The organism is Curtobacterium sp. PhB130 (assembly GCF_003755165.1).
Classification (GTDB): Bacteria; Actinomycetota; Actinomycetes; order Actinomycetales; family Microbacteriaceae; genus Curtobacterium.
In genome coordinates, this window is sequence record NZ_RKII01000006.1 from 1,112,037 (window position 1) to 1,133,760 (window position 21,724).

The following is a 21,724-nucleotide window of genomic DNA, read 5'->3' on the forward strand; positions in this document are numbered from 1 at the left end:
GCACTTCGGGTCGCCTGCGGCGACCGCGACCCGACACGAAGTGCGATCTCAGCGGGGTGCGCGGGGTGCGCGGGGTGCGCGGGGTGCGCGGGGTGCGCGCCGCGGGCGCGGCGCGCCGGGCGCGGGGCTCAGTCGGCGTCGGGAGCGAGCCAGATCGCGTCGGCCGCCGCAGCCGGCAGGTCGACGAGGGACTCCGTCCCGTCGGCGGCCCGCCGAGCCACCGCGATGACGCCCGCGTAGTCGCGGACCTGCTCCACCCGGAGGTGCGTGCCGAGCCCCACGCCGAGCTCGTCGAAGTACCGCAGCAGCGACGGGTCGTCGTCGGACACCCGGTCGACGGTGCCGCACGACCCGGGCGCGATCGTCCCGAGGAGCGCTCCGGGGGAGTCAGGCAGGGTGCCGTCGGTGCGCGGGATCGGGTCGCCGTGGGGGTCGTGCGTCGGGTGCCCGAGGTCGGCGTCCACCCGGTCGAGGAACGTCTCGGACACCGCATGCTCGAGCGCTTCGGCCTCGGTGTGGACCTCGTCCCAGGTGTAGCCGAGCCGGGACACCAGGAACGACTCGATGAGCCGGTGCCGGCGGACCATCGCCACGGCGACCTGCTGCCCGAGCGGGGTGAGCACGACGCCGTAGTACGGGGTGTGCTCGATGAGGCCGTCGCGGTCGAGCTTCCGGAGGTTGCCGGACACGGTCGAGGCGGAGACCTTCAGCGACGCGGCGATGTCCCTGGTCGCGATGCCGGTGTCGCCGCGCTCCCGGGCCTTCCAGATCAGCTTGACGTAGTCCTCCGCCATGGTCGACAGAGAAGGGAGTCGCATCACGCCGCCGTGGTGCTGTGGCTACTACGGGCCATGGTCGAGAGCGAAGGAAGGCGCATGTCCCAATGGTACAAACAGGCATGACCGAACAGAGACGGCGCTGGCCCGTCCCGCCGTCGCTCCTGGTCGGCCTCGCACCGATGCTCGTGTTCGCCGCGATCAGCGCCTGGCGTGCGCGACCGAGCGACGACTACCCGTCCCTCGGGCTCACGGTCGACAGCGTCGTGCAGGCGCTCGTCATCCCGGAGGGGATCGCGGCACTCGGGCTGGCGGTCGTCGTCACGGCCCTCGGCTGGTGGCGGATCGCGACGGTCGACCCGACCCGGGGACGCCCACGGTGGACCTGGACCGCGCCCGCGCTGATCCTCGCCGTCTGCCTGGCGCGCCTGCCGCTCGTCGACTGGACCGCGCTGCCGTGGCACTACTTCGCGCTGCTCGGGGTCGGGGTGCTCTTCGTCGGGTTCTTCGAGGAGCTGATGACCCGCGGCGTGCTCCTCGTGGGGCTGCGCCGACGGCTGCCCGAGTTCGGCGTGTGGATCGTCTCCTGCGTGCTGTTCGGGCTGCTGCACCTGCTCAACGCCCTCGCCGGCGCCGGGATCGGCCCGACGCTGATCCAGGTCGTGTTCGCGGCGTCGTTCGGCTCCGTCCTGTACGTCGCCCGTCGGCTCAGCGGGAACCTGCTCCTGCCGGTGCTCCTGCACGCGGTGTGGGACTTCGGGTCGATCGCGGTGTCCGCGACCGCGAACCGGGGCTTCGGCGACATCGCGCTCGCGGGGCTGCTCGGGCTCGTGGCGTTCGCGGTGCTCGTGCTCGGCATCGTCGCCGGCGGGGTGATCGCGTGGCGGGACGACCGGCCGCGCCGACTGCGGCGACGCTGGCGGGACGTGCCGCCCAACGACGTGCCGCCCGACGACGTGCCGCCGAACGACGTGCCGCCCGAGGACGTGCCCCCGAACGACGTGCCGCAGCGTGACGTCGTGCGGCCGCCCGGCGTGTACGCACGCCGGGCCGTTCCCGGCGTGCGCGACCTGCGAGACTCCACAGACACCCCGTCCGGTTCACCTTCCTGACGCTGGCCGTTCGCCGGACCGACACCGGGCCTCCTTACCGTCTGACCGTTCTCGTCAGCAACTGACGGTCGGTACACAGAGAGGAGCGCCGCCCGGGTCCCCGGGCGGCAACCACGCATGCGCACATCCGCACGCGCCGTGGCCACGGGGGTGACCGTCGCGGCGATCGCGACGTCCCTGGTCATCGGCACCCCGCTCGCGGCCTCCGCCGCCGGCTACCCGAGCGACACCACCAAGCCGGACCTGACCTCGCTCCTGGGCGGCTACGACTCGTTCTGGAAGTCCAGCGGCACGAACGACCTGCACGGCACGGTCGTGGGCGCCGCGACGCTCGCGAAGAACGACGAGCTGGCGTCCTGGATCAACCAGAACGCCACGACGGCGCAGCAGTTCCGGGCGCTGCAGGACTCCGAGTACAACAACGCGACGAACACCGCCTACGACCAGTCGTTCACGGTGTCCCAGGGGCTCGGTGCCGCACTCGAGAAGATCTACGTCGACGGCCGTACCGACGGGGACCTCCCGCTCACCAGCGCGCTCATCAACAGCTCGAACGGCACCACCGGCGCGTACGTCAGCACCGGCGACGCGAAGGCGCACTTCAGCTACCCGCGCCCGTACCTGCCGGCCACCACCACGGCGACGTTGCCCGCGGGCGACGACCAGACCGGTTGCGCACCGACGACGGTGAACGCCTCGTCCGTCACGCCGAACCGCGTCGGGAAGTCCTACGCCAGCGCCGACGGCACGCTGAAGATCACGCGGGTCCCGGTCGCCACCGACACGACGAGGGAGTTCTCGCCGAACGACGTCGTCCTCGACGCCGGGTACGGCACGGCCGGCATCTGCACCGGCGGCTCCTACCCGAGCGGGCACACCACGACGGCCTACCAGGCGGGCATCACGCTGGCCACGCTCGTCCCGGAGCTCGCGCCGGAGATCCTCGCGCGCACCTCGGAGAACGGCAACGACCGCATCGTCCTCGGCGTGCACTACCCGCTCGACATCATCGGCGGGCGCATCGACGGCGAGGCGGCCCTGGCGGCCCGCTGGTCGGACACCGCGTACCGGACGGACGTCCTCGAGCCGGCCCGCAAGGAGCTCGTCAGCTACCTCGAGGCGAAGTGCGGCGACACCCTCGCGAACTGCATCGCCGCCGAGCAGCCCTACGAGAACGACCCCTACGGCGGCAAGGCGATCCCTGGTGGCACGTCGCAGGTCATCACCGACCGCGCCTCGGCCGTGAAGGTCTACGAGGAGCGCATGACGTACGGCTTCGCGGCGACCGGCACGACGGGGCTCGCGCCGTCGGTCCCCACCGGTGCGGAGAACCTCCTGCTCACCACGTTCCCGACCCTCACCGACGCGCAGCGCACCGCGGTGCTCGCGCAGACCGAGATCGCATCGGGCTCGCCGCTCGACCAGTCGGGCACGGCGAACGGTTCGTGGCAGCGCCTCGACCTCGCCGCCGCGACGAGCGCGACCGTGGCGGTCGCCGCTGACGGGTCCGTGCAGGTCGTCTCGACGGGTGGCACGGCGAAGGTCGTCACGGGTGTCATCACCGCCCCGAACGGCACGAGCGTCCAGGCCGGCACCGAGCTGGCCCTCGCCGGCACCGGCTTCACCGCCGGCGCGCGCTACCAGGTCGTGCTGCACAGCGACCCGGTCGTGGTCGGCACGCTCATCGCGGACGCCTCGGGCGACCTGTCCGGCAACGTCGCGATCCCGGCCGCCACGGCCGCCGGCTCGCACACGGTCGACGTAGTCGACGCGACGGGCACCTCGGCGCTCGTCGACCCGCTCGCGATCACCGTGACGGCAGCGGCCGCCCCGGCAGGCAGCGGGAACGGCACCGGCACCACCGTCGTCCCGACGACCGGCATCCACCTGCCCGTCGTCAGCGGCTGACGCACCACCACCGGTCGGCCGGCGTGCACGGCACGTCGGCTGACCGGTCCCGTCGGCCGGCGTGCACGGCACGTCGGCCGACCGGTCCCGTTCCACCCGGCCGGGAGGCTCGGCTCACCGCCGCCCCGCCGGCTCCCACCCCGAGAGAGACCGTCCCCTTGCACAAGCGCACGCTCTGGACCTCCGTCAGCATCGCGGCAGCGGCCGTCGTCGCCGCCGGCGCGCTCGCCGTCCCGCTGCTCGGCAGCACCCCGGCTGCTCCGGGGGCCACGCCCACGTCCCCGTCCGCGTCGGCCGCCGCGATCCCGGCGGTGCCGTCGGTCTCCGCCGCCACGCTCGCCGCGTTGCCCGAGGCGCAGTACTCCGCGGTCATCGCGGGACTCGTCCCGGTCGAGCACACCGTGACGGAGGACACCGTCTTCCACCTGCGCGCCGATGCGCCCCTGTTCGGCGCGGACCGCCACACGGCCGTCGCCCGGTTCGCGAGCAAGGACTTCCTGCAGCAGCCGACGACCGTCGTCGGGCTCCGCCGCGAGGGCGCGTGGGAACTCGTGCTCACCCCCGCCCGTCGGCAGCTGCCGTCCGCTGCCGGAGTGTCCGGAGCCGCGGCGCAGACCTCGGCCTGGGTGCCCGCCGCGTCGCTGACGCGGGTGTCGACGCCGTCGTCGCGCGTGGTGATCTCCACGGAGGACCAGACCGTCTCGATCGTGTCCGCCTCCGGTGCCGTCCAGCAGCGCTTCTCGGCCGGGGTCGGCACGGCGGACACCCCGACGCCGACCGGCGTGACGGGCTACCTGGAGCAGCGCTACGTCGACCCGAGCCAGGGCACCGGCGACCACCCGATCCAGCTCACCTCGCTGCACTCCGCGGCGGCCGACGAGCCGTACGGCGGGCACGACGGCGGGCTGATCGGGATGCACTGGAACGCCGCGACCTCGGGTGCCGTCTCGCACGGGTGCGTCCGGCTCGACGCCGACGCCGTGGCAGCGGTGAACGCCCTGCCGCTCGGCACCCTGGTGACGGTCGAGTAGGCGCGCCGCGCGCGCGCCGCGCGCCGCGCGCCGCGCGCCGCGCGCGCCGCGCGCCGCGCGCCGCGCGCGCCGCGCGCCGCGCGCCGCGCGCGCCGCGCGCCGCGCGCCGGCCGCCGGCCCCGGTGAGATCGCACTTCGTGTCGGTCGGCGTCCGGGGGACGCGACACGAAGTGCGATCTCACCGGACGGGGACGACGCGCCTCGCCCGCCCCGCGCGGGCGCCCCGCGCGGGCGCCCCGCGCGGGCGCGCCGCGCGGGCGCGCCGCGCGGGCGCGCCGCGCGCGCGTCAGCGCTTGCGGGCGACCGTGAAGACGCGGCGGAAGGGGTAGACGGTGCCGTGCGGACCCGCCGGGTACGCGTGCCGCAGGCGTGCGGCGTAGGTGGCCTCGAACTCGGCGGTCAGGGAGCCGGACGGGTCGGCGACGTCGAGCGCAGCCAGGGCCGGTCGGAGCCCGGTGCCCCGGACCCAGTCGAGCACCGGGTCCTCGCCCTGCAGGAGCTGCATGTACGTGGTCTCCCACGCCGACGCCCGGAAGTCGTTCGACTCGAACAGGTCGAGGTACCCGGCCGCATCGAGCACCGGGTCCGCCCGGAGCACGCCGGACAGCGCCGCCGCCCATGGGCCCTCGTCCGCGACGGCACGCATCAGCGCGTGCGACGGGGAGTCGAAGTTGCCGGGGACCTGCATCGCGAACCACGAACCCGTCGGCATCGCGGCGAGCCACCCGGGCAGCAGCGACGTGTGCGACGGGACCCACTGCAGCGCGGCGTTGGTGACCACGACGTCGTCCGACGCGGTGGGAGCCCAGTCCTCGATGGGGCCGAGCGCGAACGACAGGTTCGGGGAGCGCTGGGTCAGGGGAGCCGCGTCCTCGAGCATCTCCGCGGAGGAGTCGATCCCGACGACGCGGGCCGACGGCCAGCGTTCCGCGAGGGTGGCCGTGAGGGCCCCGGAACCGCAGCCGAGGTCGACGACGCGACGGGGAGCCTCCTGGCCGATCTGCGCGACCAGGTCGTGGAACGGGCGCGACCGCTCGTCGCTGAACGCGGCGTACCGCGCCGGGTCCCAGCGCATGCCTACATCTCGACTTCGACGGGCTCCGTGCGCACGAGCTCGTGGACGCCGGAGATGACCTCGCTCGGCCGGAACGGGTAGCGGTCGATCTCGGCCTGGTCGCTGATGCCCGTCATCACGAGGACGGTGTGCAGCCCCGCTTCGATGCCGGCCTGGACGTCGGTGTCCATCCGGTCGCCGATCATCCCGGTGTTCTCCGAGTGCGCACCGATCCGGTTCATCGCGGAGCGGAACATCATCGGGTTCGGCTTGCCGACCACGTAGGGCTGCTTGCCGGTGGCCTTCTCGATCATCGCGGCGATCGCGCCGGTGGCGGGCAGGACACCCTCGGCGCTCGGGCCGGTCGCGTCGGGGTTCGTGACGATGAACCGGGCGCCGTCACGGATCAGCCGGACGGCCTTCGTGATCGCCTCGAACGAGTAGTTCCGGGTCTCGCCGACGACGACGTAGTCGGGGGCGGTCTCGGTCATGATGAAGCCGGCTTCGTGGAGCGCCGTGGTCATGCCGGCTTCCCCGATGACGAACGCGGAGCCGCCGGGCATCTGGGACTTGCAGAAGTCCGCCGTGGCGAGTGCGGAGGTCCAGATGCGGTCCTCCGGCACCTCGAGGCCGGACCATCGGAGCCGGGCGCTGAGGTCGCGCGGGGTGAAGATCGAGTTGTTCGTGAGGACGAGGAACTCGGTGCCCTCGTCGAGCCACTGCTGGATCAGTTCGGGTGCACCGGGGAGGGCCTGGTTCTCGTGGACCAGCACGCCGTCCATGTCCGTCAGCCAGCACTCGACGTCGTCGCGGGATGCCATGGCCTCACCCTAGTGCGCGCACGTGGCGGCCCGGCACGGGGTGGGCTTCGAAAGGGCCGGGAGGCTCCGATCGGCTCTTGCGCGCCGCTTCCGGACCCGAGAAGGTCGAGACACCGAACGCCACTCGGCTTTGCCCTAGGCTTTTCGGGACACGTACCGCAACAAGGAGGCCACCCGTGCTCGTCGAACCCGGAAACCCGACCGTGACACCCCGACCGGCTGTGGCCGCGGTGTCGGCTGCGGCCTCCGCCGCGGGTGAGGTCGTGGCGCCGCGACGACGCCGGGGTCGCCCCAACGTGCTGAGCCGCGAGCAGGTGATCGACGCCGCAACGGTGATCGCGAACGAGGACGGGCTCGAGCGGCTCTCCTTCCGGGCGCTCGGGCAGCGGCTCGGCGTCGCCCCGATGACGGTGCACCGGACCATCGGCGGCCTCGACGACCTGCACGCGGAGATCGTCCGCCGCACCGTGGACGAGTTCGCGTCGACGTTCGTCTGGCCATCGGAGTGGCAGGCGGTGGTGCGGACCTTCGCGACCACCTTCCGTGACCTGATGCGCACCCACCCGCTCGTGCTCGAGTCGCACAGCCGCCGCGGGCCGCTCGTGTCCGACGAGTCCGACGGCGTGGTCCGGACGGTCGTCGGCGCCCTGCGCACCGGCGGACTGCCCGACGCCGAGGCGATGTACGCGTTCTTCGTCGTCTACGACTTCGTCGTGGGGCACGCCGGCGTGCAGGTCGGGCGCGGCGACGCGGATGCCGGACGACCGGAACGGCACGCCCTCGTCAGTGAGCTCGTCGGGACGCACTCGTACGAGGACCGCTTCCAGCTCGGGCTCGACGTCCTGCTCGCGGGCATCGAGTCGCGCGTGCGCTGAATTTCGATACGGTTCCCAACAAAAAAAGATCTGAGATACCGTCTTTCACGATGTCCACTCAGTACCAGTTTCCCCAGCCCGCCACGCAGCAGCCCTCCGCATCCGTCCCCCAGCGAACGAACACACTCGCGATCATCGCGCTCGTCGCCGCGTTCGTCGCACCGCTGATCGGGTTCGTCCTCGGTTTCGTCGCGATGTCGCAGGCCCGCAAGCGGTCCGAGGGTGGCCGCGGTCTCGCGCTCGCCGCGGTCATCGTCGGCGGGGCGATCACACTGCTGTACATCCTGCTGTTCGTGCTGATCGCGGTCCTCGCGGCGAACGCTCCCGCCCCGTCGTACTCGTACTGACCGTCGTCCGGGGGCGTGCTCGTCCGGGCCGGCCCGCGCCTGACCGCCGCGGCTCTACCCTGGAGTCGTGACCGACGAGCCCGCCCCGACCGAGTCGCCCGCTCCGACCGACCTGCCCGCGCCGACGCACGAGCGCACGACGCACGGGGTCGGCCCGCACCCACGGCCCTGGCCGGACGACCCCCGGCTCGACCCCGAGTTGCTGGAGCACGGGGACACCCGCAACGTCGTCGACCACTACCGCTACTGGTCGATGGAGGCCATCGTCGCGGACCTCGACACCCGCCGGCACGGCTTCGACGTGGCGATCGAGAACTGGCAGCACGACCTCAACATCGGATCGATCGTGCGGAGTGCCAACGCGTTCCTGGCGGGCACCGTGCACATCATCGGGCGTCGCCGGTGGAACCGCCGCGGGGCGATGGTCACCGACCGGTACCAGCACGTGCGGAACCACCCGGACGTGGCGTCGTTCCTGGCGGCCATGCGCGACGAGGGGCGGCCGGTCATCGCGATCGACAACACCCCCGGAGCCGCGATGCTCGAGACCGCCGAGGTGCCGGAGCGGTGCGTGTTCCTGTTCGGGCAAGAGGGGCCGGGGCTCACCGACGAGGCCGTCGCCGGTGCGGACGGGCACCTGGAGATCGCGCAGTACGGGTCGACGCGGAGCATCAACGCCTCGGCGGCGGCCGCCATCGTCATGCACGCCTGGATCGTCCGGCACGCGGCGCCCGCCCGCTGAGTGCCGGGCCGGTGCCGGTCTGGCGGGGGTGCGGTGGGCCTCCCGGCCGGGGTGGCGTCAGCGCCTGGCGGTCGTGCGCCGGGCGACCAGGCGGGGTTCCACCAGTGTCTCCGTCGCCGCGATGTCCGGATCCGCGATCCGGGCGAGCAGGCGTTCCCCGGACCCGCGGCCGATCTCGACGCTGCGGTCGTCGATGCTCGTCAGCCCGACGTACCGGGTGGCCGCGATCGGGGTGTCGTCGTAGCCGATGACCGAGACGTCCTCGGGGACGCGGAGTCCGCGCTCGGCGAGGGCGGACATCGCGCCGAGCGCCATCACGTCGTTGCCGGCGAACACGGCCGTGACGTCGGGGTGCTCGTCGAGGAGCGCCCGGGTGGCGCGTGCTCCGGCGTCCTCGGTCAGCTCGCCCGCGAGGCTGGAGACCGCGACGGCAGCGGACTCGCCGACACCCTCCCGGAAGCCGGCGAGCCGCTCGACGGCCGCCGCGGACTGCGCGCCGACGAAGCCGAGCCGGGTGTGTCCGAGTCCGAGGAGGTGCTGCGCCGCCATCCGGCCGCCGGCACGGTCGTCGTTCGCGACCGTGTCCGCGCGGGGGATCGACAGCCGGCCCCCGGCGATGACGAGCGGGGTGGACGCGGGGATGGCGAGGTCGGTGTCGGGCTCACCCGCGATGACGATGCCCTCGACGCGCATCGAGAGGAAGCCCTCCACCGGGGAGGCGTCGAGTCCCGTGTTGAGGAACCGGTCCGCGACGACGAGCCGGTGGCCCTGGTCCTGCAGGGCCTCCCGGAGGCCGGTCAGCAGGTCCACGAACCACTGGTTGCGGAAGTCGTCGAGCACGACGCCGATCGTGCGGCTCCGGGTGCCGGCGAGCGAGACCGCTGCGGTGGAGGGTCGGTAATCGAGTTCCTGGATCGCCGTGAGGACGGCTGCTCGGCGTTGCTCGCTCACGCGCGGGGACCGTTGCAGCACGAGCGAGACGAGCGACTTCGACACCCCCGCCCGGGCAGCGACGTCGTAGATCGTCGCGGGTTTCGCGTCTCCCATTGTCAGCATCGACCTCCGGCTTGCGTCCCCCGATCGTAGCGGGGCGCGCCTGGGGTACGGGGCGGTTCAGTCGCGCGGGTGTCCGAGGGGCATGTCCGCCATGCCGCCGCCGAGGAACGCCATGTCCTCCGGCGGGAGCGCCGCGCGTTCGTCGGCGTCGAGCACCGTGGAAGCGTCGTCGACGGGGTGGAAGCCGATCCGCTCGCCGGCGGTGAAGTCCGCAGGCGCGCCGCTGTTCCGCGACACCGCCCACACCACGTGGTGCCCGGGTTCGGTCAGCTCGACCGTCGCCGACACCAGCCGGGCGAGGTCGTCCGGCGAGCTCCACATCAGCAGCGCCCGGCGCGAGTCCGGGCGCTCCCCGAACGCGCCGATCCGGGCGGACACGACGGACATCTCGTACCGGTCGGCGAAGAGGCTCCCGAGGAGCTCCATCGCCGCCTTCGTCACGCCGTAGTACGAGTCGGGCCGGGGGAGCCGGTCGCCGGGGACGCTCGCGGGTGCGTCGGACTCCTCCGGCACCCTGCCGACGGCGTGGATCGAGCTCGCCTGGACGACCCGGAGGACCCCGGCGGCGGCAGCGGCCTCGAAGACGTTCTTCGTCCCGGTGACGTTGGCGTCGATGAGCGCTTCCCAGGTGTCTTCGGTCGGGATGCCGGCCAGGTGCACGATCGTGTCGACCCCGGGCAGTGCGGTCTCGAGCGCCGCGCGGTCGTTCACCGACCCGGGGACGAACCGCTCGCGATCCCCGACCGGTGGGTCCGGGGGCCGCTCGTCGAGCAGCACGAGGTCGTGTCCAGCGTCCAGCAGCCGGGGACGCAACGCCGTCGCGATGCGTCCGGCCGCCCCGGTGATGAGCAGCGTCGCCATGCCCGCGACGCTACGCGCGCCGAGGTCGCGGCGCTCGCGGGCGCCGGGCGCGCGCGCGGTGCGGCGCGGCTTCGCATAACCGAAAGCACTCCGCACCACGGGATCACGTGGTGCGGAGCGCTTTCGGTTGTGCGAAGGCAGGCGGCGCCGGCGCCGGCGCCCGGCCGCGGCCGCCGCCGCGGGCGCCGGGCGCTACCCGATCAGGCTCGGGCGCAGGTCGCGCAGCGTCCGGGAGCGGCCCTGCCGGGCAGCCACCACGAAGGTGACCAGCAGCGCGCCGAGCATCCAGCACGCGAGCACGCCCGCGTCCGACCACGCCGCACCCGCTGACCCGCCGTACATCGTCTGCCGCAGGGCGTCGACGGAGTACGTCATCGGCAGGGCGAAGTGCAGTGCTGCCAACGGCCCGGGGAGGGTCTGCCAGGGGAACGTGCCACCGGCGGTGACGAGCTGCACCAGCATGAGCACCAGGCCGAGGAACTGTCCGACGGACCCGAGGAGCACGTTGAGCGCCATCAGGACCGCCGCGAACGTCGCCGATGCCAGCACCATCACCCCGATCGTCGCTCCGGCGTGCACCACGTTCAGGTCGAGCGCGAACCGCACGATGAAGAACAGCGCCACCATCTGCACGATGCCGAGCACCACGGGGGTGAGCCACCCGCCGAGGACGATCTGCAGCGGCTTCCGCACGGCGGTGATCGCCCGCTTCGAGATCGGCTTGAGGATGAGGAACAGCGCGTACATGCCGATCCAGGCGGCCAGTGAGATGAAGAACGGCGCGAGGCCGGCTCCGTAGTTGTCGGCCGCGGCGACGTTGTCGTCACCGACCTTCACCGGGTTCGAGATCACCGAAGCCTGCGCCGATCGCTGGGACGCGGTCGACGCCGGGATCTTCGTCCGGCCCTCGTCGAGCTTCGACGCGAGCGTGGACGCACCGGAGGACAGCGTGTGCAGCCCGCTCGCCAGCGACTTCGCGCCGTCGTCGGCGGAAGCGGTCCCCGTGGCCAGCGTCGCGGCGCCGTTCGACAGCGTCGGTGCGGCAGACGCCAGCTTCGACGTGCCTGCTGCGACCTGCGAGGCGCCGTTCGACAGCGTGGACGCACCCGTGGCTGCGGAGGAGATGCCGTTGGTCAGCGCCGGTGCCGCGGCCGCGAGCTTCCCGGTGCCGGCGGCGAGCGAGTCCGACCCGTCGGAGAGCTGCTGGACGCCGGACGTCAGCTGCGGCGCGGCGGTCGCGAGCTTCGACGCGCCGTCGGACACCTGTGCGCTGCCGGTCTGCAGCTTGCCGAGCGCCTCGGACACCGCGGCGCCGCCGGCGCCGAGCTGCGAACTCTGCGTCTGGAGCGTGTCCAGGGTGGCGAGGAGCTCGGTCTTCTGCGCTGCGGTCAGCACCGTCGACGCCTGCACGACGGGCTTCAGCGTCGCGACGAGCTGCGGTGAGTCGGCGGCGAGCTGTTCGACCCCGTCGATGAGCGGCTGCGCGTCCGTCGCGAGCGTCGCGTTCCCGGAGGCCACTGCGGCGGCACCGGTGGCGAGCGTCTTCGTGTCGGCCGGCAGCGTCGCGGTCTGGTCGCGGAGCTGGTGGAGCCCGCTCTGCAGCTTCGTGGCGCCGTCGTCCAGCTGCGTGGTCTGGGACGGCAGCGACGCCGTGGACTGCTGCAGCGTGGACAGCCCGGACGACAGCGTCCCGGCACCGGTCGCCACCTGCTGCGCGCCGTCGTTGAGCTTCGTCGTCTGCGCGGGGAGGTCCGCGGTGCCCGCGGCGAGCTGCGCCGCGCCGCTCTCGAGCTTGCCGGTGCCGTCGGCGAGCTGGTCGGCACCGTTCGATGCGGTGGTGGCTCCGGAAGCGAGGTCGCCGGCCCCGTCGACCGCGTCGCCGAGGCTGTCGCGCACGTCGGCCAGCCCGACGAGCAGGGTCTTCGCCGCCTTCTTGCCGACCTGTTCGGCCACGGCGGTGCGCATGGTCTTGCCGGCCTGCTCCGCGATGGTCGACGCGAGGTAGGAGTTGGTGTCCGCCGTCGTCATGACGAGTTCGGCGCGCTTCGGATCGTTCGTCTGCGCGGACACCAGGGACTCCGAGAAGTCGTGCGGGATCGTCACCACGAAGTCGTACGTGCCGTTCCGGACACCCGAGCGGGCGTCGGCCGCGGTGGTCTTCACCCACCCGAAGTCGCCGCCGTCGATCGCGCGCTTCGTGACGTCCTTGCCGTAGTTCACGGTGTCGCCGTCGAGCGTGGCGCCGGCGTCCTGGTTCACGATCGCCGCGGGGACCTGGTCGAGCTTGGCGTACGGGTCGCGGTTCGCCCAGAGGTACGCGCCGCCGTAGAGCAGCGGGACGACCATGAGCGCGATGAACGCCAGGCGGGCGAGCGGGGTCGCGGTGAGGCGCGCGAGTTCGGCGCGGACGAGCGAGGTGGTGGTCACGAGCGGGTCTCCAGGGTGTCCGACGGGAGGCGCTGCTCGCCTCCGGTGGGGGAGGTCGCGTCATCGGGACCCTCAGTTGCGGATGCGCCCTCGTCGGGCAGGTCGTCGTCGTTCGGTACGGGGATGGTCGCCAGCAGGCGCTCGGCGGTCTCCGCCGCGGCCTTCGAGGTGACGAGGAGCACGGTGATGCCGCGCTGGGCGACGTCGCGGACGACGGCGAACCAGCTCGCGACCGAGCCGCCGTGGCGTTCGGGGGAGGTGATCACCAGGCCGGTGACGCCGTCCCGCAGCAGTGCGAGTTCGACGAGCAGCCGGACCCGGACGTCGGTGGGGACGCGCTGCACGGCGGTGTCGGCGTACGCGCTCACGCCGAGTTCGTCGAGCACGGTGTCGACGTGCTCGCGGGAGGGGCGCTGCCCGGCGAACGCGAGCTCTTCACGCACGATGCGTCGGAGCGTCATCACGGGGAAAGGCTCGGCGACCCCCGGGGTGTCCACGAGCGCGAACGCCCTGCGGAGCGCCGCGGGGTCGTCGTGCCCGTCGAGGAGCACCCGCCCGCGGTCCGGCTTCATCCGGCCGCCGGCGACGAGGGAGGCGAGCACGGGGGCCTGCTCGGTCTCGACGGCGACGATGCCCGGGCGGTGCGGCCCGGCGACGGCGGAGACGACGGGCAGCGGTGCTCCCGGTTCGTCGCCGATGCCGGCGGTGTCGATCTCGAGCGTGCTCATGCTGGTGCTCCCTGGGCGGGGTCGAGTGGGTCGGTCAGTGCGGCGGTGCGCCAGTCGATGCCGGCCATCCCCAGTGCGGAGAGGACGACCATGCGTCGGCCGGCCTGGTCCGGGGTGCCGGAGCGGGTGGCTTCGTCGAGGACGGCGATGCACGCGCCCTCGACCAGACGTCCGAGTGTGGCCGCGTCGACGTCGGTGCGCATCGATCCGTCCGCGATCCCGAGCGCGCACGCGTCACGGACCTGGGCACGGAGCGGCGCGAAGACCTCGGCGACGGACTCCCCGTAGGGGCTCCGGACGGCGATCCGCGCCATCGAGCGGACGTGGGAGACCTCGGACCAGAGGGTGACGGCGATGGCCGCGATGCGCGCTGCCGGCGGGAGGTCGCCGAGATCGGTGGAGGTCGGCATGGCTGCGGCGACGCGCGCGGCACCGGCGGTGACGACGGCGCGGACGAGGTCGTCGCGGGAGGGGAAGTGTCCGTAGACCGCGCGGCGGGAGAGCCCGGCCGCGGTCGCGATCGTCTCGAGCGAGGCGTCCGGATCCCGCTGCAGCACGGTCTTCGCGGCGTCGATCAGGGCAGCCCGGTTCTCGGTCGCGTCGCGCCGGGGGGCGCGGATCGGTGTGGTGGGGGTGCTCACACGACCATCGTAATAACGTGCACACGCCTGTGCAAGTTAACCGGATCGGGGTACCCCCGTTCGGGGGACGTCCCCCAAAGTGCCGACTCCCGCGTCTGTGAACCACCACATAGCTTCTGAGCAATTCCCAAAGCAACACGGATGGAGCTCCAGGTGCGCCCAGTGAACCGTGCAACACCGAACACCCCGAACGACCACAGTCCACATCGCTTCACGCGCATCGCGACGGCGCTCGTCGCTGCCGGAGCCCTCGCCTGCGGCGGTCTCGCCGTCGGCGGCGCGGCATCGGCGGCGCCGGCCGGCGTCGGCTCCGCGGACCTGAAGCTCGCGGCCCCCCTGCGGGACGCGAAGTCGCAGACCACCGTCGCCGCCTTCGTCCGCACCACGGGCGAGGGCGCGCTCGCCGTGGACGCGAAGGCGAAGGGCGGCGACCTCACGAAGTCGAAGACCCCGTCGACTGCCGCGAAGCAGCGCGTCTCGGCGATCGAGTCGACGACGTCGGACGTCAGCGATGCCGTGCAGTCCGTCGACAGCGACGCGACCGAGCTGTACACGACCGAGTACACCGTGCCGGGGGTCGCCGTCGTCGCCGACGTCGCGGCGCTCCGGGAGATCGCGGACCGTGCGGACGTCGAGAGCATCATCCCGCTCACCCCGAAGAAGATCGTCGACCCGAGCGTCAGCGACAGCGCCGACGCGGCCCCGAGCGGTGTCGACCCCGACGCCGTCAAGCCGGGCGTCGACGGTGTCAGCCCGAAGAACGCGGCGAGCGACGTCTACACGCGCTCCCTCGACGCGTGGCAGCAGACCGGGCACACCGGCAAGGGCGTCAACGTCGCCGTGCTGGACACCGGCCTCGACTACACCCAGGCGGACTTCGGCGGCCCCGGCACCACGGCCGCGTACGACGCAGCCCTGGCGAGCACGAGCGCCCCGGCAGCGGGTTCCTACGACCCCGAGAAGTTCCTCGGTGGCTACGACTTCGCCGGTGCGACCTACAACGCGGACCCGAGCGACCCCGCCTACGACCCGACGCCGGCCCCGGACGCGAACCCGATCGACGGCAAGGGCGGCGACCACGGGACGCACGTGTCCGGCACCATCGCCGGGTACGGCCTCGACGCCGACAAGCAGACCTTCGACGGCGACTACACGAAGCTGACGACCGAGCAGGTCCAGGACATGTGGGTCGGTCCGGGCACCGCACCAGAGGCGGGTCTCTACGCCCTGAAGGTCTTCGGTGACGGCGGCGGTTCGACCGACCTCACCGGTGCCGCGCTCGACTGGGTCGGCCAGGCGCTCACCGAGGGCAAGGAGATCAACGTCCTGAACCTCTCGCTCGGCTCCGACTACGGCGCACCGGACGACCCCGACAACGCGAAGATCGACGCGCTCACCGCCCGCGGTGTCCTGCCCGTCATCGCCTCGGGCAACGCCGACGACTTCACCGACATCGGCGGTTCGCCGGGGAACGCGGAGGGTGCCCTCACGGTCGCCGCGAGCGCCACCGGCCAGAGCCTCTACGACGGTGTCCAGGCGACCGCCCCGGCGGACGTCGCGAAGACCTGGCGTGCGCAGTACTCGCAGAACTACCAGGGTGAGCTGCCCGTCGAGGGCGACGTCGTGGTCCCGACGACGAACGTCGACGGCTGCGCCGCGTTCAGCGCCGACGAGGCCGCGAAGATCGCCGGCAAGGTGGTCTGGCTCAAGTGGACCGACGCCGCGCTCGAGTGCGGCTCCGGCGTGCGCTTCACCAACGTCGAGGCCGCCGGCGGCGTCGGCGTCCTCCTCGCCGGGACGATCAACACCTTCGCGTCCGGCATCGCGGGGAACGCGACCATCCCGGGTGCCGAGCTGACCGCGGACAGCGTGTCGAGCCTCCAGTCCGCTGCTCAGGCCGGGACGCTGCACGTGCGCTTCGCCGACGAGCTCAAGGGCTTCGAGCTCGCCACCGACGCCGAGGCGGTGAACACGCTCGCGCAGTTCACCAGCCGGGGTGTCCACGGTTCGTACGACGACATCGTCAAGCCGGACATCGCCGGTCCCGGGGTCAACGTGATCTCCGCGGCCAACGGCACCGGTGACGGCCGTCTCTCGATGAGTGGCACGTCGATGGCGACGCCGGACGTGGCGGGCATCGCCGCGCTGACGTTCCAGTCGCACCCGACCTGGTCGGCGCCGGACGTCAAGGCGACCCTGATGAACACCGCGACGCACGACGTGCTCGACGGTGACGGCAACGCGACCCTGCTGCGACAGGGCACCGGCCGCGTCGATGCGCTCCAGGCGGTCACCGCCGGCACCACGGTGCGGAGCGTGGAGAACGACCAGCTCGTCACGGCCTCCTTCGGCGTCGTCGAGGTCACCTCGCCGACCACCGAGAAGCGCACCCTGCAGATCAAGAACACCGACGGTCGACCGCACACCTACGACGTGGCGTACGAGTCGCGCGTGGCACAGGCCGGCGTCGCGTTCTCGGTCGACAAGAAGCGCGTCACGGTCGTCCCGCACGGCACCGCCACCGTCACCCTGACGATGCGGATCGCCGACCCGACGAAGATCGGTCGCACGATCGACCCGACCCAGGAGTCGACCGAGCTGGGCTACCAGCGCGAGTTCGTCTCGGCGGCCACCGGCCTGGTGACCTTCACCCCGACCGACAAGAAGCTCAACCCGCTGCGGCTCGGCACCTACGCCGCGCCGAAGGCGGTGAGCGCCGTGCACGGTTCCGACGTGACGTTCCCGGCCTCCGCGACCACCGCGAGCATCACGCTCGCCGGACGCGGTGTGACCGGTGCGCTCGTGGCGCCGTTCGTGCTCGGTGGGACGGACCCGCAGGAGTCGTTCCCGGACGGCTCGGCGAAGCAGTCCCTGCAGGCGGCTGACGTCCGTGCCTACGGGGCGAACGTCGCCGACGGCACGCTCGCGTTCGGTGTGCAGACGGCCGGTCCCGACGCCAACCCCGGCGCCGTGACCAACGTCGAGGTGCTCATCGACGCCGACCGTGACGGCACGCCGGACTACCTGGTGTACGACGCGAAGTCGGCGACGGTGGACGCGACGTTCGCGACGACGATCGACCTCGCCACCGGCGACACGCTCGACTCGCAGCCGCTGAACGGCGGGGCGCCCGGCCAGGACGTCAACACGTTCGACAGCGCGGTGAAGGTCCTGACCGTCTCGCAGGAGGCGATCGGCGTCACCGGCGCGTTCGACTACTCGGTGCTCACCGAGTCGTCCTACGCACCGGCGCTCGCGACGAGCGGTTCCTACGTGGTGGACGACACGAAGACCGCGACGTTCGACCCGTCCGCCCCGGCGCTGTCCTTCGGGTCGTCGGTGCTGCACCCGGACAGCGGCTCGCTCGCGGTCACGCGTGCGGCGTCCACGTCGAGTGCACAGGTGCTGCTCCTGCACCTGCACAACGCCGCGGGCGACCAGGCGGACACGGTCAGCGCGACCGTGGCTGCACCGACGGTGACGCTCCGCAAGGGCAGCGCCGTCACGGTCTCCGGGGTGACGAAGGTCGGCAAGAAGCTGACCGGACACCACGGCTCGTGGGACGCCAGCGGGGTCCGCTACTCGTACCAGTGGCTCCGGGACGGCGAGGCCGTCAAGGGGGCAACGGCGGCGACGTACAAGCTCGGCTCCTCGGACGCGGGTCACCGCTTCCAGGTCCGGGTGACCGCGTCGGCGAAGGGCTACGAGGACGGCACCGCGACGTCGAAGGCCACGGCCAAGGTGACCAAGCGGTAGCCGCTCGTGGTGCGTCTGACGGATAGGTAGTTAGGGGAACTAGTGAAAATGTGGCACGGTGTCCTCATGCAGAACACGTTGACGCAGCTCCGGCAGAACCCCGCCGAATGGCGCCGTCGCGGTCTGACGCCGCCCGACGTCATCCAGGCGATGGTCGAGCGCCGGTTGGCCGAACCCGGCCACCACGCCCCGGTGGGCGACCCCAGCTACGCGGACTTCTTCCGCGGCTGATCCGCGAGACGTCACCAGACAGACCGACGGGAGGCACGGTGCCAGCTGGCACCGTGCCTCCCGTTCGTCGTGTCCCGGCGCGGGGCCCGTCATCCGGTGGCGCGGGGCGGGGCCCGTCATCCGGTGGCGCCCCGACGGGCGTCCGATAGACTCGGGTGGACCACCGGCCCGAGGCCGTGTGAGGTCCTCCGCGAACGTGAGGAGAACCAGATGCCCGCAGCAGTCATCATCGGCGCCCAGTGGGGCGACGAAGGCAAGGGGAAGGCGACCGACCTCCTCGGCAGCCGCATCGACTACGTCGTCAAGTTCAACGGCGGCAACAACGCCGGGCACACCGTGGTCGTCGGCGGCGAGAAGTACGCGCTGCACCTGCTGCCCTCCGGCATCCTGACCCCCGGGGTCACGCCCGTCATCGGCAACGGCGTCGTCGTCGACATCGAGGTCCTGTTCCAGGAACTCGACGCGCTGAAGGCCCGCGGCGTCGACGTCTCGAAGCTCCGCGTCTCCGCGAACGCCCACGTCATCACGCACTACCACCGCACCATCGACAAGGTGACCGAGCGCTTCCTCGGCAAGCGTCAGATCGGCACCACCGGTCGCGGGATCGGCCCGACCTACGCGGACAAGATCAACCGCGTCGGCATCCGGATCCAGGACATCTTCGACGAGAACATCCTGCGCCAGAAGGTCGAAGCCGCACTCGACCAGAAGAACCACCTGCTGGTGAAGGTCTTCAACCGCCGCGCGATCGATCCCGAAGAGGTCGTCCAGTCGCTGCTGTCCTTCGCCGAGCGTCTGCGCCCGATGGTCGCCGACACCGCGCTGGAGATCCACCGTGCCCTCGAGCGGGGCGAGACCGTCCTGTTCGAGGCCGGACAGGCCACCATGCTCGACGTCGACCACGGCACCTACCCGTTCGTGACGTCCTCGTCCGCCACCGCCGGCGGCGCCGCGACCGGTTCGGGCATCGGCCCGGGCAAGCTCGAGCGCATCATCGGCATCGTCAAGGCGTACACGACGCGTGTCGGCGCCGGGCCCTTCCCGACCGAGCTGTTCGACGACTCGGGGGAGTTCCTCCGCGCGAACGGCTTCGAGTTCGGCACCACCACCGGGCGTCCGCGCCGCTGCGGCTGGTACGACGCCCCGATCGCGCGCTACACGGCGCGCATCAACGGCGTGACGGACTTCGTGCTGACGAAGCTCGACGTCCTCACCGGACTCGACACCATCCCGGTGTGCGTGGCGTACGAGGTCGACGGCGAGCGGGTCGAGGAAGTGCCGGTATCGCAGTCGGACTTCCACCACGCGAAGCCGATCTACGAGGAGTTCCCCGGCTGGACCGAGGACATCACCGGAGCACGGTCGTTCGACGACCTGCCGAAGAACGCGCAGGACTACGTGCTCGCCGTCGAAGCGATGTCCGGTGCCCGCATCTCGGCGATCGGCGTCGGCCCCGGCCGTGACGCGATCGTGGTCCGGCACGACCTGCTCGGGACCGACGAGTCCTGACCATGCGGATCCTGTTCGTCTGCAGCGGCAACCTCTGTCGGTCGCCGCTCGGCGAACAGGTCCTGCGTGCCCGGCTCGGACCCGCCGCCTCGGCCCACCTGGTCGAGTCGGCGGGCACCATCGCCGAGGACGGCGCCGTGATGGACCCTGCCGCCGCCGCACAGTCCGTCCGGCTCGGCGGAGACCCCTCGTCGCACCGGTCCCGGTACCTCACCGAGGCCGTCGCGGGCTCCGCCGACCTCGTGCTGACCGCCGAGCGGTCGCACCGTGCGGAGGTCGTGCGCCGGGCCCCGCGCGCCGCGAAGCGGGCGTTCACCATCACGCAGTTCGCCCGGGTGCTCGACGGGCTCGAGCCGGGCGACCTCGCCGACGTGTCCTCGCCGGAGGCGCTGGTCGAGCGCGTCGCACGGTTGCGCGGGACCGTGCCGCCGCCCGCGGACCCTGCCGACGACGACGTCGACGACCCCTACCGGCGGTCCGCCGCGACGCACGAGCGGGTCGCGGACGAGATCGACCGGGCGCTCACGACGATCGCCGACGCGCTGCGGGCGGTCTCCTAGGACTGCCGGTCCGCCGAGCGGCGCTGCAGGACGTGTCGCTCCCGGCTCGCGGCCGCCCCGGCGAACCCCTGCACGACGAGCAGTGCCACCAGCACGACGATCGGCACCGTCCAGCTCCCCGTCACGGTGTGCAGCAGCCCGATCCCGAGCGGTCCGAGCCCGGCGAGCAGGTAGCCGATGCCCTGCGCCATCGTGGAGACGTGCGCGGTGTGCCGGGCGTCGGGGGACCGCCACACGATGTAGCTCAGGGACAGGCTGATCGCCCCGCCCTGACCCAGGCCGAGCAGGGTCATCCACAGCCACGCCCCGGCGGCCGGTGCGACGCCGAGCCCCACGAAGCCGGTGACGCAGAGGGCCACGACGACCAGGACCGGCACCCATGACGGGCGGACCCGTCGGGCGAGCGCCGGACCCGTGATGCCGGTCAGGATCCCGGGCAGGCTCGAGTACGCCAGCATCAGCCCCGCGGTGTGCGCGGAGACCCCGGCGTCCTGCAGCACCGTGGGCGCCCACGTCAGGAACGCGTAGTACGACAGGCTCTGCAGCCCCATGAACCCGGTCACCGCGATCGCCACCGGGTCCCGCAGCAGGGCCGCCATCCGGGGCTCGTCGGCCTCTCGCGGGGCGTCGGCGACCCGGCGCGACCCCCGGACGTGCCCGGGACTGCGGAGCGCCCGCGGGAGCCACACCACGAACGCCAGGGCCGCCGGCAGCGCCCAGAACGCCAGGGCCGGGCGCCACGCACCGCCGAACGCGGTCATCAGCGGTACGACGGCCGCCGATGCCACTGCCGCGCTCAGGAAGAGCGCCGTCGAGTAGAGCCCCATCATCAGGCCGACGCGGTGCGCGAAGTCGGTCTTGATCGCCGCGGGCATCAGCACGTTCGCCACCGCGATGGCCGCGCCCGCCAGGACGGTCCCGCCGTAGAGCGCCCATCCGTGCGGCTCGAGGCGCAGCGCGATGCCGAGCGCCAGGACCGCCATCGTCAGTCCGAGCAGCCGGTGCAGCCCGATCCGCCGGGTCAGGACCGGCGTCAGGAACGCGAAGGCACCGAACGCGAACACCGGGATCGTCGTCAGCAGGCTGGCCGCCGAGGGAGACAGGTGCAGGGACCGCTCGATCGCGGCCAGCACCGGTCCGACCGAGGCGACGCCCATCCGCAGGTTGATCGCCACGAGCAGGAGCCCCGCCCCGACGTACCACGCCGCCAGGACCCGGCGCCGAGCGGTGGGGACGGGGACGGATGCGGTGCTCGCGGTGGCCATGGCTCCATCCGACCAGCTGCCGCG

The 21,724-nt window shown here is 72.5% G+C and carries 19 protein-coding genes; 10 read left to right on the top strand and 9 right to left on the bottom strand.

Annotation, left to right across the window (positions count from 1 at the left end; genetic code table 11):
• Nucleotides 1–128 precede the first annotated feature (128 nt).
• On the bottom strand, nucleotides 129–818 hold the full coding sequence (locus EDF24_RS05455) for a metal-dependent transcriptional regulator (protein ID WP_123654476.1): 690 nt from the start codon (nucleotides 816–818) through the stop codon (nucleotides 129–131).
• A gap of 80 nt (nucleotides 819–898) precedes the next feature.
• Between EDF24_RS05455 and EDF24_RS05460 the strand changes: the two genes are divergently transcribed.
• From EDF24_RS05460 to EDF24_RS05470, 3 genes are all read left to right on the top strand, one after another.
• Nucleotides 899–1,888 (top strand): CPBP family intramembrane glutamic endopeptidase, encoded by a 990-nt coding sequence (locus EDF24_RS05460; RefSeq protein WP_185021564.1) that lies wholly within the window; start codon nucleotides 899–901, stop codon nucleotides 1,886–1,888.
• A 117-nt stretch (nucleotides 1,889–2,005) separates the two neighbouring features.
• Nucleotides 2,006–3,796 (top strand): phosphatase PAP2 family protein, encoded by a 1,791-nt coding sequence (locus EDF24_RS05465; protein WP_123701356.1) that lies wholly within the window; start codon nucleotides 2,006–2,008, stop codon nucleotides 3,794–3,796.
• A gap of 158 nt (nucleotides 3,797–3,954) precedes the next feature.
• Nucleotides 3,955–4,827 carry a L,D-transpeptidase gene (locus EDF24_RS05470; RefSeq protein ID WP_123701357.1) on the top strand — a complete coding sequence of 291 codons (873 nt, stop codon included), beginning with the start codon at nucleotides 3,955–3,957 and terminating at the stop codon, nucleotides 4,825–4,827.
• A gap of 286 nt (nucleotides 4,828–5,113) precedes the next feature.
• Here EDF24_RS05470 and EDF24_RS05475 read toward each other — a convergent pair whose 3' ends face one another.
• Nucleotides 5,114–5,902 (bottom strand): methyltransferase domain-containing protein, encoded by a 789-nt coding sequence (locus EDF24_RS05475; RefSeq protein WP_123701358.1) that lies wholly within the window; start codon nucleotides 5,900–5,902, stop codon nucleotides 5,114–5,116.
• Between the two features lie 2 nt (nucleotides 5,903–5,904).
• The gene (locus EDF24_RS05480) at nucleotides 5,905–6,702 is read right to left on the bottom strand and encodes an HAD-IIA family hydrolase (RefSeq protein ID WP_123654467.1); all 798 of its coding nucleotides are present in this window, start codon (nucleotides 6,700–6,702) and stop codon (nucleotides 5,905–5,907) included.
• A 176-nt stretch (nucleotides 6,703–6,878) separates the two neighbouring features.
• Here EDF24_RS05480 and EDF24_RS05485 point away from each other — a divergent pair, with 176 nt between their 5' ends.
• The 3 genes from EDF24_RS05485 (at nucleotide 6,879) to EDF24_RS05495 (ending at nucleotide 8,666) form a co-directional block, all read left to right on the top strand.
• Nucleotides 6,879–7,577 carry a TetR/AcrR family transcriptional regulator C-terminal domain-containing protein gene (locus tag EDF24_RS05485; protein WP_148070807.1) on the top strand — a complete coding sequence of 233 codons (699 nt, stop codon included), beginning with the start codon at nucleotides 6,879–6,881 and terminating at the stop codon, nucleotides 7,575–7,577.
• A 50-nt stretch (nucleotides 7,578–7,627) separates the two neighbouring features.
• A complete protein-coding gene (locus tag EDF24_RS05490) occupies nucleotides 7,628–7,924 on the top strand; it encodes a DUF4190 domain-containing protein (protein ID WP_123701360.1) in 297 nt (98 codons plus the stop codon).
• Nucleotides 7,925–7,991: 67 nt separating this feature from the next.
• Nucleotides 7,992–8,666, top strand: coding sequence for a TrmH family RNA methyltransferase (locus EDF24_RS05495; RefSeq protein ID WP_207909540.1), 675 nt, complete (start codon nucleotides 7,992–7,994; stop codon nucleotides 8,664–8,666).
• Between the two features lie 57 nt (nucleotides 8,667–8,723).
• Here the strand turns inward: EDF24_RS05495 and EDF24_RS05500 are convergent, their stop codons facing one another.
• The 5 genes from EDF24_RS05500 to EDF24_RS05520 form a co-directional block, all read right to left on the bottom strand.
• Nucleotides 8,724–9,713: a LacI family DNA-binding transcriptional regulator gene (locus EDF24_RS05500; RefSeq protein WP_123701361.1), complete on the bottom strand. Its 990-nt coding sequence runs from the start codon at nucleotides 9,711–9,713 to the stop codon at nucleotides 8,724–8,726.
• Nucleotides 9,714–9,779: 66 nt separating this feature from the next.
• On the bottom strand, nucleotides 9,780–10,583 hold the full coding sequence (locus EDF24_RS05505; RefSeq protein ID WP_123701362.1) for an NAD(P)-dependent oxidoreductase: 804 nt from the start codon (nucleotides 10,581–10,583) through the stop codon (nucleotides 9,780–9,782).
• 192 nt (nucleotides 10,584–10,775) lie between these two features.
• Entirely contained in the window at nucleotides 10,776–13,010 is a 2,235-nt protein-coding gene (locus EDF24_RS05510) for a YhgE/Pip domain-containing protein (protein WP_123701363.1), read from the bottom strand.
• Nucleotides 13,007–13,738, bottom strand: a complete 732-nt coding sequence (locus EDF24_RS05515; RefSeq protein ID WP_123701364.1) for a hypothetical protein — start codon at nucleotides 13,736–13,738, stop codon at nucleotides 13,007–13,009. Before EDF24_RS05515 ends, EDF24_RS05510 begins: the two co-directional genes overlap by 4 nt.
• The gene (locus EDF24_RS05520) at nucleotides 13,735–14,379 is read right to left on the bottom strand and encodes a TetR/AcrR family transcriptional regulator (RefSeq protein ID WP_123654459.1); all 645 of its coding nucleotides are present in this window, start codon (nucleotides 14,377–14,379) and stop codon (nucleotides 13,735–13,737) included. Before EDF24_RS05520 ends, EDF24_RS05515 begins: the two co-directional genes overlap by 4 nt.
• A gap of 162 nt (nucleotides 14,380–14,541) precedes the next feature.
• On the opposite strand from EDF24_RS05520, the gene EDF24_RS05525 reads away from it, so the two are divergent.
• The 4 genes from EDF24_RS05525 (at nucleotide 14,542) to EDF24_RS05540 (ending at nucleotide 20,435) form a co-directional block, all read left to right on the top strand.
• Nucleotides 14,542–18,135, top strand: coding sequence for a S8 family serine peptidase (locus tag EDF24_RS05525; RefSeq protein WP_185021565.1), 3,594 nt, complete (start codon nucleotides 14,542–14,544; stop codon nucleotides 18,133–18,135).
• Between the two features lie 66 nt (nucleotides 18,136–18,201).
• Nucleotides 18,202–18,366, top strand: a complete 165-nt coding sequence (locus EDF24_RS19080) for a hypothetical protein (RefSeq protein WP_165931285.1) — start codon at nucleotides 18,202–18,204, stop codon at nucleotides 18,364–18,366.
• A gap of 210 nt (nucleotides 18,367–18,576) precedes the next feature.
• Complete coding sequence (locus tag EDF24_RS05535) at nucleotides 18,577–19,875, top strand: adenylosuccinate synthase (RefSeq protein ID WP_123654455.1); 1,299 nt, start codon at nucleotides 18,577–18,579, stop codon at nucleotides 19,873–19,875.
• A 2-nt stretch (nucleotides 19,876–19,877) separates the two neighbouring features.
• Nucleotides 19,878–20,435 carry a low molecular weight phosphatase family protein gene (locus EDF24_RS05540; RefSeq protein WP_123701367.1) on the top strand — a complete coding sequence of 186 codons (558 nt, stop codon included), beginning with the start codon at nucleotides 19,878–19,880 and terminating at the stop codon, nucleotides 20,433–20,435.
• Here the strand turns inward: EDF24_RS05540 and EDF24_RS05545 are convergent.
• Nucleotides 20,432–21,700 carry an MFS transporter gene (locus tag EDF24_RS05545; protein ID WP_123701368.1) on the bottom strand — a complete coding sequence of 423 codons (1,269 nt, stop codon included), beginning with the start codon at nucleotides 21,698–21,700 and terminating at the stop codon, nucleotides 20,432–20,434. The genes EDF24_RS05540 and EDF24_RS05545 overlap by 4 nt on opposite strands.
• Nucleotides 21,701–21,724 lie beyond the last annotated feature (24 nt).